Source organism: Providencia sp. PROV141 (assembly GCF_028481645.1).
GTDB classification, from domain to species: Bacteria; Pseudomonadota; Gammaproteobacteria; order Enterobacterales; family Enterobacteriaceae; genus Providencia; species Providencia rettgeri.
Window position 1 is genome coordinate 60,535 of sequence record NZ_JAMPPR010000015.1, and the last position, 16,529, is coordinate 77,063.

The 16,529-nt window shown below is 34.7% G+C and carries 5 protein-coding genes; 3 read left to right on the top strand and 2 right to left on the bottom strand.

Annotation, left to right across the window (positions count from 1 at the left end):
* Positions 1–16: 16 nt before the first annotated feature.
* Positions 17–4,657 (top strand): TcdA/TcdB pore-forming domain-containing protein, encoded by a 4,641-nt coding sequence (locus PSF09_RS10885; protein WP_272683888.1) that lies wholly within the window; start codon positions 17–19, stop codon positions 4,655–4,657.
* Positions 4,658–5,255: 598 nt separating this feature from the next.
* Positions 5,256–11,312, top strand: a complete 6,057-nt coding sequence (locus PSF09_RS10890; RefSeq protein WP_272683889.1) for a TcdA/TcdB pore-forming domain-containing protein — start codon at positions 5,256–5,258, stop codon at positions 11,310–11,312.
* Positions 11,313–11,369: 57 nt separating this feature from the next.
* Here PSF09_RS10890 and PSF09_RS10895 read toward each other — a convergent pair whose 3' ends face one another.
* On the bottom strand, positions 11,370–14,531 hold the full coding sequence (locus tag PSF09_RS10895) for an efflux RND transporter permease subunit (protein ID WP_210838692.1): 3,162 nt from the start codon (positions 14,529–14,531) through the stop codon (positions 11,370–11,372).
* A 15-nt stretch (positions 14,532–14,546) separates the two neighbouring features.
* Positions 14,547–15,734 carry an efflux RND transporter periplasmic adaptor subunit gene (locus PSF09_RS10900; protein ID WP_210838690.1) on the bottom strand — a complete coding sequence of 396 codons (1,188 nt, stop codon included), beginning with the start codon at positions 15,732–15,734 and terminating at the stop codon, positions 14,547–14,549.
* Between the two features lie 134 nt (positions 15,735–15,868).
* Between PSF09_RS10900 and acrR the strand changes: the two genes are divergently transcribed.
* The gene (gene acrR / locus PSF09_RS10905; protein ID WP_004260429.1) at positions 15,869–16,519 is read left to right on the top strand and encodes a multidrug efflux transporter transcriptional repressor AcrR; all 651 of its coding nucleotides are present in this window, start codon (positions 15,869–15,871) and stop codon (positions 16,517–16,519) included.
* Positions 16,520–16,529 lie beyond the last annotated feature (10 nt).

Genomic DNA, 16,529 nt, shown 5'->3' on the forward strand with positions numbered 1-16,529 from the left:
AAATAATAATTTGTTAATGGAGCAAAAAGGTGCATTAAGCCATTATATAGAAATTGAATTTGAAAAAGAGATTATTGCAATTATTTTGAAAAAAAGTGATGATATTAAGAATTTTTTTTATCATTCAGGTAGCGAAAATATACGTTTAATTCCTCAAGATTTTTATTTATTATCTGTAAAAGATAATAGTGGTGGTCGTTGTTATCCATTGGTTAGAGCGATGGCTGTCGCATTGGCTAAAAAAGGAAGAATTGACTCAGATCATCTAATAGATAAGTTATTTTATGCGATGTCATCACCTAACGATGCTAGTTCTAAACAATTAAAATTGGGGCTAATTGCTTTACATTCCAATATATTTGCTAGCCAAGCATCTTCTTCAAATGGTGTGTTAAATTTAATAGAAATTCAACAAATATTTTCTGAGTCTGGTGAAACTTTAATGTGTTCGCTGAATACAATAAACCATGCAATGTTACTAGGTAAAACGATAAGTGAAGAAAAAACAGTATATTATTTTTATGATCCTAATTTTGGTATTTTTGAATTTAGTGATGAGGTAAAGCTATTTCATGCACTTAAAGAATATATGTTAAAAAATAAGCTGGATAATATTTATAATGCGATGGGAAATGAAAAAGAACCTAAATTTGAATTAATTACTATAGATATAGAAAAAATGGCTAATGTTCCTATTGGTGCAGGTTTAGTTGTTGATGATTTACATAATCCAGAACAGTTAAGTACTATCAGTGAGCGACGAGAAAAAGTAAGTTTATTCGCGGAGCATGAAAATAGAGTTACTGATGATTTACAGCTACAAGCCTCATTGCAACTTATTGATGCTAAGCAGTGGGGAGAAAGAATTGACAAGGCTATGAAGCTGATTGGTGCTAAATATCAGCTTGATAATAAATGGTTAATAAATTTTTCTAACATTAGAAATACCTCGAAAGATAATTATCTAATACAATTTATACACCAAGAAAAAGAAGTTGAATCTCGCTGGATAGAGACCTCAGATAATACATTTTTAGAATTTTCTAACTATTTTAATCAACAAATAGATGAACTGAAAAACTACCATAGTCTGCCAAAGTATGGGAAAGAGAGGATCGATGAGGAGTACTCCATAGAAGGCCTAAATATGGGAATTGCAGTTCAAGCATTAATTCAATGGGCGGATAATAAAAAAAGAAATACCGTGCTAGGTGTTGAAGATAATTTAGGGGTTGCATTAAAAATACACTGTTATGTCAATTACGCGATGATAGTAGATGGCAATGCAAATGATATGTTTAAAATAGCCAATATTGTTAAGTCATTATGGCGAAATGAGGAAATTGCATATAAGAATAGTATGGATACTTTCACATTGAGTATTGCCCGTAGTGAAAATAACGGGATAGGAATTATGTTTAATGGTGTATTAGTTGGGCTGGATATTTATGAATTAACGCAGTCAGATACAGAAATGCAACAAGCGATTTTTGGAACACAATTGGCGTTTGATTCTGCATCGCTGACACTTGGCCTTACATCAATATCGGCAGGAGCAGTTGGTGCAACTGGTATTGCTGCCTTTTGTAGTGCTGGTGGCGTGATAGTAGGGGGCTTAGCGATAGGTTTTAATGCACTTGCTGTCAATTTTGCGGTGATTGCAGAAGACGCTCAAGAGGTGGGGAGATATTTTTATCTGTTAGATAAAGCTTATCAAGGAAATGGGTTTGATTATATCACTGAAAGTAAGCTTTTAGTCGCTAGGCAAGGAGGAGTAGTAGAGCAGGTTGATTTTAAAAATAGTCAAGTGGTCTTTGGTAGTCAGTATATATACCGTTCAGGTGAGCATGAAGCAGGTGGGGGCTATAGAAATTATTTTTTTTGGCCATCATATGCAAATGTGATAAACCATGAACGTGAAAAATCCTTGAATATTCGTGAAGAAATGGGGTACACAGGAAAAAAACATGAGATAGACTTCAATAAGGCAAAAGTTATTATTTTACCTAGTACACCGAAATCTTATATTAATTATGAGCATAATATGTTACCCGGTGCGACTAGCCGGAATGATCGTGGGTTTGATATTTTGAGACGATTGGAAAAAAGTCAGAAATTTGATTTTGATTATTACACCTTTCCATCTGAATATATTATATCGAAAATACAGCAAGAGTATGTTAAAACCAATATAGATATTATATTAGATAGAGCTGAAAGATATGTTGCTATACCAGAATTACCGAAGGAATGGTATGGATTATTGAATTATGAGATGCAAGGAGGTGGGGGAATATATAATATCATACTCAATGATGGTGCGGAAATTACACTATCGAATCAGGATGGTAATGATAATAACTCGAATTGGATTATTAACTCTAGTTTATTATCCAATGATTCAATTAGTTTCTATTCAGGTAAGATAAAAATTGGTGATGCAGTTGTTAATTTTTCGCCCAGTTACCCTATTAATTCGCTAGTTATCATTAGGAAAAATAATGAAATTTGTTCTTTGGATTTGAAGAACCGGAGGCTTGATATCATTTCAGAAGATGCAAGCCAGTGGATGAAAAATCAAGGCTCAGTTAAGGCTCATTTAAGCCAACTCGCGAGGGAAAATAAATTATATGAAAAATATATTACGATAGAAAATTATCAACATAATGGAGTTGATATCGGACGTGCATTTTATGATGTTGAAAAGGATAATATTTTTTATATCGAATCAGGTTATGCATCAGGAAAAATAGCTGTATTATCGGTAGTCGAAGATGGTCTGGCATATATAATCATACCTAATGAGTCGGTTGTTTTTATTATTGATATTAATTTAAATAAAACATTGATTATGTACCGTTTTGATGATGGATTAAAGGAGGTTAAAAAAAATGTTAAGGTATGGAAAGTAAATAATGGTATTTATATGAGCTGTATCTCAAAAGAGAACGGTAATGAAACTAAGAGTGTATATCAATATATTAATAATACACTCTATCTAATAAGTTACTCAACAGATGACTTTATCCCTGATTTTTTTTATTTCAATGGAAGTAATAGAGAAAAAGATAAGTATGTAGAGAGTGGGATAATACAAGTTTCTCCCAAAAAAATGATGCTTAGTTATGAGTCCTATGGCGGTAAGTTAGAAAGTGATAATGTAAAGTTAGCCGATACTATTATGATTTATGGGAAGATGAAAAATGGAAAGAAAATACGGTTTTGGTTGAGAGAAAAAGATTGTAAATTAATTAGAGCAAATATAAAAGAAAGCATTACATATGAAATGGTTAATGTCGAAAGTCCAGAAATGAATAATAATAATAGTGGTCATAGAGGTGTATATGAAGATTTAATTTATGTTGGTAGCCAATACAATAATGAAGGTGAGGAGGTGTTTTATTTTTATAATTCGAATAGCCATTTGATATATTGGCAAAAAGGACTACTATCTAACATAATGGATGAAAATGGTCCGATAGCAGAACGAGTCGAGATCGAAGATGTTATTAATATGATTAACTGGGAAGGGCGTTGCATTGCAATAACTGATGAGGGGGGCGTTTATCGTATATCATCTAATGGGAACCCAACGATTATTGCTGTTAATGAACAGTGGTTAAAAAAATACAATAACTGGTTTAATAAATTAACTTCTCGTTTTGGTAATAATTCAATAATTTCAATTTTAGGCTTAACTGATAAGAAAAATGGTCACAGTCTTTATGCTTGGTACGCAGATGAAGGTCTTTTTATTTCCACAGAATTTTATTCGACTAAAGAAATTGTTTTTTTAGGTTATGACAAATCAACTGAATCAATATTTATTTTTGATAAGGGTAATGGGAAGCTATATCTACACAAAAAAATAGATGCTTCAATTGTTAATCAAGCATTTTCACATGATGGTGTTTTAAATTCCCCTGAGTTAATTAATAAACCTAATGATTTATATCCTGATTTTAAAATTAAAAATGCTGAAATAAGCGGGGGGAATTTAATTTTAAAAACAGAAGGCGATAATGTGATTGTTCATGCTATTAATGATTCTGCGATAGGTAACTGCATAGATAAAAAAAGTGCTGTGTTGATTAAATCGGGAAGTAACAATGATGACTTTTTGACGGTAGATGACAATAATAAAGTAAAAAAAATTATTTTTAATGGTAAAGATGGTCATGATACCTATATTGTTAGTGAGTCGATGTGGAAAGAAAATGAAGTAATAATAATTGACAATAATGCTACTGACCTTAAGGTCGATAACCTTATATGGTTACTCACTGATTTTGATGAAGTGGTTATTAATCGAAATAGAGATGATCTTGTTTTTACTGATATGAAATACCAGACCAAATTAATTTTGCGAGAAGTGTTTGGTTCCCGTGCAAAACAATATCAACACCTAAGTATAGCCTTACCAAGTAAAGTGGAAAATATTGAAATTGAAAAACTCATCATGCGGTATCAAGATTATGGGCCTTTTATGCCCTTATCTGCTTATTATGATGATGAGAATGTGACAGCATCTACTTTAGTTGGTTCTATGTCGCTAATTGGGGCTGATAAAGATACCATGCTAGCTAGTGGATTTAAAAAAACGGAATTGTTAAGTAATATAAACAATATGTTTAGTTCTGAAATGACTATATATTAGCGAGAAAAAAATGCCAGTCGAATGACTGGCAACATTTTAATTAGTTATAGAAAATAAAACAACTGGTTGTTTTATTTTCTATCGGTATTTTTCCTGTTTAGCCTATTATAAAATGGCTATCGCCACCTAATGATAAATTAATTTTTATATTTTGAGAGTAAATAAAATTGTTTTACATTGAAATTGATGACTCTCAAATGAGATGATTTGGCTTAATAGCTTGCTATTTTCTCCTATTTCTAATTGGCTACCTTGGCTATAAGGAGGATCTATTTTAAATTTAGTAACGGCATGAAGCACCGCTTCTCAAGGGGAAATAAAAGTACTTCTGGATGTACTCAGATAATTTTGAACTGCAGTCGAAATATTTAGTACATTTTGCACTTTTCTATTCATTACCTTTCCTTGTAATAATAGTTTTAATCTAAGGTTTAAATAATAGTATATTTTTTGGTTTTAATACAATAAAAAAATATTATAGGTATAGTAAATGTTGTTTTTTATTTAATGGATTCAACATATTTAAATTTTTATATTGGTTTCGTTTAGGTTCTAAATAATATAATGCATATTTTTATTTGTATTTAAAGGGGTTTATATGCATAAGGTAACAGATAATGTCCTATCAATAGAAATTCAATATAATTACTTCTTAAAAGAAAAAATTAATAAATGGTATTCAATAAATAATACTTTTATACAACAAGCAATTTTAGATAAGAATCTAAAATCCGGAGTTATCAGTGGAGTAAGAATCAGAAATAGAGACGCAGATTCAAAAATTAAATTATTCAAATTAAATCCCATTGAATTTTTGGTTAATAACTCAATTAGTACTGATAGTATCACTAAATCAGGAAATCAGCCTCCAAAAGTAGATATTCAGTTTGTGAAAGTTGATCATGATTCCTATGAGATAGAGCCTGTACTGAATAGTTCAGTGAAAGACCCTTCTATGCAAATTGAATCTTATTTATTAGGATATAATGGTGCTAATCAATCCAATATATCTCCAGCTTATATTGATATACCAAAACACCCATCAAAGGCGAAATTTTTATTTACAGGAACTCTCTCAGGTTGTTCCATTATTGTAACTGATCTAGATGAAACAACATATCGAGTTTATCATGATGGTCGAGTTAATAGCTCTATTCTTTATGACAACGTTGTGATGGCAGTAAATTACAAAGATTATCAGTGCCAATATTCTGATGAAGGGCTTGGAATGGCATATATGCAATATGAAAATGGCTCTTGGCAATTAGTATTACAAAAACAGGAATATAAAATTATTGATGGCGTTCCAATCATCACACGAAGAGATGATAAAGCTTCACTTATGGTTCAGTTTCCTTTAGCTCAAGATTCACAAGGTAATATTCAACAATTTATGTTGCTACGTGATGAAAAATACCATGAATTAATGAGGATAGCAAAGGAATGTGGAGTTAGTACCAATATTTTAAATGAAATTAAATATCAAAATAATGATTTTTCATCATATGCTGAAATAGCAAGGCCATGGAATGAATTAATTAAAAAAATAAGAGAGTCAATTCAATCTGAGCTTGATGAACAATTAATTAAACTAGATAAATTAAGGGGTGAAATTGTTGAGTTAAATAGTGAAAATGAAAAATATTCATTGGAATATAACACATTAAAAAATGAATTATCTAACATTGAATTTAGCCATGATTATTTAAAGATGAAATATAATAAATCATTATCTGAAATTCTTAATGTTGAGAGAAATTGGATTTGGCTAAAAATAAAAGAAAAGAAAGGTATAGATTCAGTTGTAGACCATGAATACGATAATTCAGTCAAACTCGGAGGGAAAAATAAATTAGACATACCTATAGAAAAAAGATTTAAATTGGTTGTTAGAAATGACAGTACATTAAATAATAGCTTATTTTTTAGTGGCTATAATAACTATGAGAGTATCAATTTTAATTTTTCTACGGAAAAATTATCGTCATTAGAGTTAAAAAAAATATATTTAAATGGAGAGTTAACAATTGAGCAAAAAGGGGCTTTAAGTCATTATATTGAGATTAAATTTGAAAGCGAATACAGTGCTTATGTTCTTAATAAAAGTAAGGAAATAAAAGATTTTTTCATTAAATTTGGTAGTATAAATGCACGTCTTATTCCTCAGGATTTTTATTTATTATCTGTAAAGGATAATAATGGAGGTCGATGTTATCCATTAGTTAGAGCTATGGCAGTCGCCTTAGCAAGAGAAGATAAAAAAGGGGCAGATAATCTGATTGATAAACTATTTTATGCAACATCTTCTCCCAAAGAACTCGATTCAGTATTGTTAAAGAAAAGCTTAATTGCATTACATTCAAATGTACCCGCAAACCAAGCATCTTCATCAAATGGAGTATTAAATTTAAAAGAAATTCAATATATGTTCTCTAAATATAACTCAACAGTAATGTATTCCCTCAATACAATGAGTCATGCCATGCTACTAGGTAAGATTGTGAAGGAAGAGGAGGTTAAATATTATTTTTATGATCCAAACTTTGGAATATTTGAATTTAATGACGAAGCTAAGTTATTTTCAAGTTTGAAAAAATATTTGTTAATAAAAAAAATGGCTGAATTTTATAATGCAATGGGAAGTGAAACAGAACCTAAATTTGAATTAGTGACTATTGATATCAAAAGAATGGCAGATGTTCCTATTGGTTATGGTTTAGTGGTTGGTGACTTACATAATAAAAATGAGTTAAGTGTAGTAAGTGAGCAACGAGTAAAGGTAGACTTATTTATTGAAAATGAAAATATTATTAATCATGATTTACAATTAAAAGTATCATTACAAATACTTGATGCAAAGCAGTGGGGAGAAAGAATTGATGCTGCAATCAGAAAAATTACTCAAGAATATCGATTGGATAATAAATGGTTAATTAATTTTTTTAATATTGTAAGGCTAGATGATAACAATTATCGCATACAATTTATTCACCAAGATCAAACTATAGAGCCTCGTTGGGTTGAGACATCAGATCATACATTTATGGAGTTCTCTCATTATTTTAACCAACAACTCGCTGAAGTGAAAAATAACGATATATTTTTTAAGCGGAATTTGTCAGCAGGGAAATATCCCGTAGATGTTGAATCTGCTGATGGCTTAAATTCGGGAATTGCTATTCAAACATTAATTCAATGGGCTAGTAATAAAAATCGTGCCTCTTTGCAAGGAGCTGAGTCTAATTTAAGCATTGCTTTAAAAATTCATAGCTACACTAATTATACGATGATGGCACATGGTATTGCGAATGATATGGCCAAAGTGACCAATGTGGTTAAATCATTATGGCAAGACGGTGCTGATATATTTAAAAATAATACGCATAGTTTTGCTAATACAGTTGCTCATACAGCAAATGAAGGCGTTGGGCTTGTTTTTAATGGCGCCTTAGTTGGGTTAGATATTTATGAACTAACACAATCTGAGACGGCATCGCAAAAGGCGATTTTTGGAACTCAGCTGGGATTCGACTCCACGGCATTAGCTCTGGGTATTACGTCTATATATACTGGTGCTATTGGGGCTACAGGTATAGCGGCGTTTTGTAGCAGTGGAGCTGTTATACTTGGGGGCTTGACTATAGGTTTTACTGCGCTAGCTAAAAATTTTGGGATTATTGCTGAAGATGCTCAAGAAGTTGGTCACTATTTTTATCTTTTGGATAAAGCTTATCAAGGGAATGGATTTGATTTTATCGAAAATGGCTCTCTTTTAGTTGCAAAGCAAGGCGCGGTAATAGAAAAAATTGATTTTCAAAATAACCAAATGGTTTTTGGGAGCCAGTATATATATCGTTCTGGAAAACATGAGGCAGGTGGTGGTTATCGGAATTACTTTTTCTGGGCATCATATGCAAATGTAATAAACCATGATCGCAAAGATGCACTAAATGTTCGTGAAATAATGGAATACATGGAAAGTATTCACAGTGTCGACTATGATAAAGCTGAAATTATTATTTTACCTGGGACACCTAAGTCTTATATTAACTATAATCATAGTATGTTACCAGGAGCAACGACTCGGGGAGATTCTGGTTTTAATGTACTTAGGCGTATGGAAAAAAGCAAAAAATTTGATTTTGATTATTATGTTTTTCCATCTGAATATATTATATCAAAATTAAAACAAGAGTATATCAAAACAAATATTGATGTTTTATTAGATGCTCATAAAAGAAAGATAGCCATTCCTAGAATTCCTAAAGAATGGTATGGGTTATTAAATTATACTATTGAAAGTGTTGGCGAGGATTATGAGATAATCCTCAATGAAGGAGTAGAGTTAACACTGAAAAATAAGTTTGTTAAAAATAAAAAATCTAATCTGGTTATCAATGCGACATTACTAAATAGTGATGTTACTCATATTTTAAATGATCAATTAATTATCGGAGGAATAACTATTCATATTGATTCAAGCTCTGAATATGGGTCAGTAACGATAGTTGGGAAAAATAATGAAATAAGATTGGTTGATTTTACTAATATGAGATCTGACATTATCCAAGAGGATGCTAACCAATGGGGTAATAGTCAGGGATCAATTGATGAGTATTTGGATGAATTAGCTAAAAAAAATGAATTACATGAAAAATACATTATTGTTGAAAATTATAAATTTAATGGAGTAGAAGTAGGGCGAGCCTTTTACGATGTTAAAAATAAAAGGATGATTTATCTTAAGTCTGGTTATGCTAAAGGAAGTCTAACATTATTAGAAGCCGTGATTGACGGCAAAGCTTATCTTAAATTACCTGATAAATTAGTTGTTGCTATTGTAGATATCAATACAAATAAAACTTTAGCGATGTATTCCTTTGGGACGAGTTTTGATGGCCGCACTAAAAATATTAAAGTGTGGCAGGTCGATAATCAGGTTTATATAAGTTGCACTACAATTAAAGATAAATTTAAAGTTGAGAGCGTTTATCAATGTAATAATAATAGCCTCTATTTGCTGAGTATATCTACGATTGGTTTTATACCATCTGATTTAGATATAAATAATAAAAATAAGTTGGTTGAAAGTATTAAGGAAAAGCTATCGCCTTTTTATTATTCTAATATAGATAATAACTATAGTTTTAATAGTCAAGTATTAACTAATAAAGAAATTAAACTAGCTGATATAATTATGTTTTCTGGTGAAATTCCAGGGGAAAAAAATATACGCTTTTGGTTAAGGAACAAGGATGGGGTTATAATTAATGCTAATATAAAGGAGAGTGGTTCATCTGAGGTAGGACATATAGGTCTAAACTTAGATGTAAGTAATTATAAAACTATGTCTAACTATTTGATTTATATTGGCGGTGAATATAATTCTAAAGGAATAGAAGTGTTTTATTTTTATAACACGGAGAGCCATATTCTTTATTGGCAAGAAGATGCCTTGCTAAATGAATCAGATAAAAATAATACAATTGCACACGCTGCTGAGCTTAAAAATATCATTAATGTAGTTAATAGGGATGGCCGTTGTATAGCAACAACCCAAGAAGGTGCTATTTATCACATATTACCTAACGGGAAACCAAACTTGATAGCAGTAAATAAACTATGGCTAAAAACACACAAGAATTGGTTTGCTGAATTAACAAATCGCATTGGTGATAACAGCGTTATTTCCATTTTAGGGCTAACAAATAAAGAAAATAACCAGAAAATATTTACTTGGTATATGAATGGAAATTTATTTGTTTCAATTAGATTTTCTTCAAATCAAAAATTGAAATTTTTAGGTTGTGACGAAAAAAAGGAATCTATATATTTATTTGATATGGATAGTGGGAAATTATACATGCAAGAAAAATTAAGAACTTCAACTATCAAACAAGCATTTACTAGCGAAGGTATTTTGATATCTCCGGAGTTAATCAATTCATCGCATCGTTTATATTCGGAATTTATTTATAAAGATGCAAATCGATGTGGGGATAATTTAATTTTAAAAACTGTAGATGATGATGTAGTTATTCACTCTATAAATAATTTGACTAACTATGAAAAAACAAACGAGGGAAAGTCAGTTCTGATTAAGTCAGGCGATGATGATGATAATATTTTATCTGTATATGAAAGCAGTGATATTAAGAAAATTATTTTTCATGGTGAAGAAGGTAATGATACTTACGTTATTAGTGCGGACATGTGGAAAGATAGCAGAGTTATCGTTATTGATAATCACTCAGTTGACCTTAAAATTGATGAGGCTATATTCTTAATCGATGACTTGGATGAAATATTAGTTAATCGAAATAATAATGATCTGGTGTTTACAGACAAGAGATACAATACAAAGTTAATTTTTAGGCAGGTTTTCGGTTTACATGCAAAGCAACATCAACATTTAAATATAATTGTTCCAAACAAAGTCGAAAATATTGCACTTGATAAGCTATTACAACGATATGAGCAATATGGTTCTTTTATGTCGCTGTCGACTTATTATAATTATGACGCTATTAATAACTCAAATTTGGGTGAATCTATAGTTTCTATGAAGGAAGATAAAAGCGTATATGGCCAAGGAATTATCGGCGATAAAAAAATGAGTCGAGCCGATAGGATTTTAGCTATAGAAATGGAGTAGTATTTATTAAAAAAATGCCAGTCATTAGACTGGCATTTTATAAGTAACAGTTAGCTGTTAGCTGTTAGCTGTTGGCGGATGGCTGTGCTCAATGTCCTCTGATTTCTTCGAGAAACGGCGACGGATCACCACGAAGAATACTGGAACGAAGAAGATAGCCAGGGAGGTCGCTGCGAACATTCCCCCAAGAACACCAGTACCTACGGAGTTCTGGGATGCAGAACCTGCACCATTACTAAACACTAGTGGGATAACACCTAACATAAAGGCGAGTGATGTCATCAGAATGGGTCGTAAACGCATTTTAACTGCATTCAGTGTTGCTTCGACTAACCCTTTACCTTCTTTTTCCATCAAGTCTTTGGCAAATTCAACAATCAGTATTGCGTTTTTCGCCGAGAGACCAATGGTGGTTAAGAGTCCCACTTTAAAGTAAACGTCGTTGTCTAAACCGCGAACACTGGTGAACAATAACGCACCAATAATACCTAATGGAACCACTAACATAACTGAGAATGGAACAGACCAGCTTTCATATAGAGCAGCCAGACACAGGAATACCACTATCAAAGAGATCGCATACAGTGCAGGGGCTTGGTTACCTGCTAAACGTTCTTGATAAGACATACCCGTCCACTCGTAACCAATTCCTTCAGGCAGGTTTTCAGTGGTGAGTTTTTCCATTAACAGCATCGCATCACCTGTACTTTTCCCAGGCGCTGCTTGGCCTTGAATATTCATCGCAGGGACACCGTTATAACGTTCTAAACGTGGTGAGCCATACTTCCAAGGATCTTTGGATTCGTCCATAAATGCAGAGAACGGAACCATTTTACCTTGGTTATTACGAACATACAGGTTACTGATGTCAGAAGGTAACATACGGCTTTCTGCGTCACCTTGTACGTAAACTTTCTTCACACGACCGCGGTCGATAAAGTCATTCACGTAGCTTCCACCAAACATAGAACTCAATGTTGCGTTGATATCACTGATAGCGACACCTTGAGCCTGTGCTTTTTGTTGGTCAATATAAATACGGTATTGCGAAGTATCATCCTGACCATTTGGACGAACACCTTGAAGCATTTCTGGGTGCTGAGCTGCCAATCCAAGTAACTGGTTACGGGCTTGCATCAGTTTATCATGCCCCAAGTTACCTTTATCGACTAACTCAAAGTCAAACCCGTCTGCGGTACCTAACTCAACAATCGCTGGTAGGTTAAAGGCGTAAATCAAGGCCTCTTGTTTTTGTGACAGTGCGATATTCGCACGCTGCACAATCGCATCAACGTGGTTTTCATCGCCTTTACGTTCGCTCCAATTTTTCAGAACGACGAAGGCAAGACCCATATTTTGTCCTTGACCTGCGAAGCTAAAGCCTCCAACGGTAAAGACCGACTCAACGTTTTTAGCTTCTTCGGTATGGTAGTAGTTATTCACTTCATCCAGTACCGCTTGGGTTTGTTCTTGCGTTGAACCTGGTGGTAATTGGATCATTGACAAGAATACCCCTTGGTCTTCCGCAGGTAAGAAGGAAGACGGTAAGCGGACAAACATGAACGCCATACCAACCACTAACAGTAGGTAAATCACGAGATAACGGCCAGTACCGTTAAGCATGCGGCTTACACTATCAGTGTAGTGGTGTGCTTGTTTTTCAAATGTGCGGTTAAACCACCCAAAGAACCCTTTCTGGCTACCATGGCTGCCTTTTTCAATTGGCTTCAACATGGTGGCACACAGTGCTGGCGTTAAGATCATCGCAACCAGTACTGATAAGATCATGGAGGATACAATGGTAATTGAGAACTGACGGTAAATTGCCCCTGTAGAACCGCCAAAGAAGGCCATAGGAATAAATACCGCAGACAGCACCATTGCAATACCGACTAACGCACCTTGGATTTGACCCATTGATTTTTTGGTCGCTTCTTTTGGTGATAAGCCTTCTTCTTGCATAACACGCTCCACGTTCTCAACAACAACGATGGCGTCATCGACGAGAAGCCCGATGGCGAGTACCATCGCGAACATGGTCAAGGTGTTTATGGAATAACCAAATGCCGACAAGATAGCAAAGGTACCTAACAATACGACAGGTACTGCAATCGTTGGTATCAGTGTTGCACGGATGTTTTGTAGGAACAAATACATTACAACAACAACCAGCATGATTGCTTCTACTAACGTTTTAACCACTTCGTTAATTGAAATTTTAACGAATGGGGTTGTATCGTATGGATAAACAATCTCTAACCCTTGAGGGAAGAAAGGTTTCATTTCCTCAAGCGCAGCACGAACGTTATTAGACGTATCTAATGCGTTCGCTCCCGTTGCCAGTTTAATACCGATACCTGCTGCGGGCTTACCATTAAAGCGGGCAATCGTACTATAGTTTTCAGCACCTAATTGAACCTCAGCAACATCCTTAATACGTACTTGTGAACCATCTTGGTTTACACGTAATAAAATATTGCTAAATTCTTCAGGGCTATTTAGCCGTGTCTGCGCAATGATAGAAACGTTTAAACGCTGATTTGCTACAGATGGTGAACCACCGAGTTGTCCTGCTGCGACTTGGTTATTTTGAACTTTAATCGCATTAATGACATCCGTAGTGGTCATATTGTACTTAACGAGTTGCTCTGGTTTTAACCAAATACGCATCGCATATTGGGTACCGAACAGTTGAGTTTCACCTACACCGTTAACTCGGCTAAGTGGGTCTTTAATATTTGACCCTACATAGTCGGCAATATCATATTGCCCCATTGAGCCATCGTTAGAAACGAAACCCGCAACCATTAAGAATGAACTAGTTGATTTATCGACACTAATACCTTGTTGCTGAACTTCTTGTGGCAACAATGGCATCGCCAGTTGCAATTTGTTTTGCACCTGTACTTGCGCGATATCACCATCAGTTCCTGCTTCAAATGTCAGCGTAATGCTAGCAGAACCTGATGAATCACTGCTCGATGACATATATACCAAGTTATCGATACCGTTCATGTTCTGTTCGATAACCTGCGTTACTGTATTTTGTACCGTCTCAGCATCCGCTCCCGGATAGTTAGCTGAAATAGAAACAGCTGGTGGCGCGATGGTCGGGTACTGCGAAACAGGTAACTGGATAATTGCCAACAGACCAGCAAGCATGGTGATAATGGCAATTACCCACGCAAAAATTGGTCTTTCTATAAAAAACTTAGGCATTAATCAGCCGCTCCCTTATTTAGACTTTTCTTCAGGTTTTGCCTGATTGTCTATGGATTGCGTTTCTAAGTTTGCTTCCTTAGGATTCACAACAATTCCTGGTTTGATTTTTTGCAAGCCGATGACGATGACGCGATCACCTGCTTGTAGACCTTCAGTGACCAGCCATTTGTTGCCAATCGCTTGTCCAGCTTTAACTTTTCTGACTTCAACTTTATTCTCAGCGCCAACAACCATGACTTGAGAAGTACCTTGAGCCGTACGAGACAAGCCTTGTTGCGGAACTAGAATCGCATTGTCAATAACACCATCTTCTAATACAGCACGAACAAACATACCTGGAAGTAACTCTTTATTCGGGTTAGGGAACATGGCTCTCATTGTGATAGACCCTGTTGTTTCATCAACAGTGACATCAGAGAATTCCAGAACACCTTTTTGTGCGTATTCTTGACCGTTGTTGTTGATCAAGCTGACAGGCGCTTTTCCTGATTCTCGCTGTACAGCGCCTTTCGCTATCTCATTTTTGAGGCGTAAGAAATCGTCACTCGATTGCGTTACGTCAACATAGATAGGATCAAGTTGCTGAACACGCATTAATTCAGTGGTTTGCCCTGTTGATACTAAAGCCCCTTCAGTCACATTCGATTTGCCAGTACGGCCGCTAATCGGTGCAGTCACTTTGGTATAATTCAGGTTGATACGTGCAGTTTCAACCGCCGCTTCAGCCGCTTTGACGGCAGCGAGTGCTTGCGCATAGGTTGAAGTCGCTTGGTCGTATTCCTGACGACTAATGTAATTAGTCCCTAACAATGGTTTATAACGCTTCACCGTTAATGCAGCCAGATTCGCATTAGCTTGTGCTTTTGCTAGCTCCGCTTTTGCGCTGTCATAAGTTGCTTGGAATGGTGCCGGGTCAATTTGGTATAAAGATGTCCCTGCTTCTACGTCGCTACCTTCTTTATAGTTGCGCTTCAATATGATGCCACTAACCTGAGGACGAACCTCGGCAACACGAAATGCGGATGTACGGCCTGGTAACTCGGTTTTGAGCGTCAGAGGTTCGGCTTTAAGCGTAACAATTCCTACTTCAGGCGCCGGGCGTTCTCCGCCACCTTGTTGTTCATCGTTACAACCGGATAGAGCCAAGCCACCTGAAAGAACTAACAGAGCCAGAGGTAACACCCCTCTGTTTTTTCGCATAAGTTAACCTCAATTAATCAATATGAGTTCAAAACAAAAATAAGAAAAATGGTAAACAATATGATTTATCACTGTGCTATAGTACAAACATACACGAATGTATGTAAATCAGCTTTCGATAGAAACGGGTCACAATGGCACGAAAAACTAAACAACAGGCTGAAGAAACCCGTCAGGAAATATTAGATGCTGCCATCAAAACATTCTCTGAACGAGGAGTTTCTGCCACATCATTAGCCGATATTGCAAAAGCAGCGGGGGTTACCCGAGGTGCAATATATTGGCATTTCAAAAACAAAGTTGATCTCTTTTATCAAGCTTGTGAATTTGGTGATAACCAAATAGTACAAGCTGAAGAATATTATCGTTCTAAATATACCAACGATCCACTTTCAATACTAAGAGAATTATTAGTTTATATTTTGACTGATTTTATTGAAAGCCCTAAAAACCGCGCTTTGATGGAAATTTTCTTTTTGAAGTGCGAATTAGTTGGCGAAATGGCAGAGTTAGTTGATTTTAAACGCGCTAATTACGTCGCAAGCCAATGCCGAATTGTGGATAACTTGACCGCCTGTATTGATGCGGGGCAGCTTCCTGCAGACCTTGATGTGGAGTGTGCCGCGATTATGATCCGCTCATTAATGTCTGGTTTGTTAGAAAACTGGCTACTCCAATCAGAAAATTTTAATATTAATCAACATACAATTACATTGGTTGATACACTATTAGAAACACTAAAATGTAATACCGCAATCCGGTTAAAACCCATTCAAACTGAATAAGTGGAGTCCG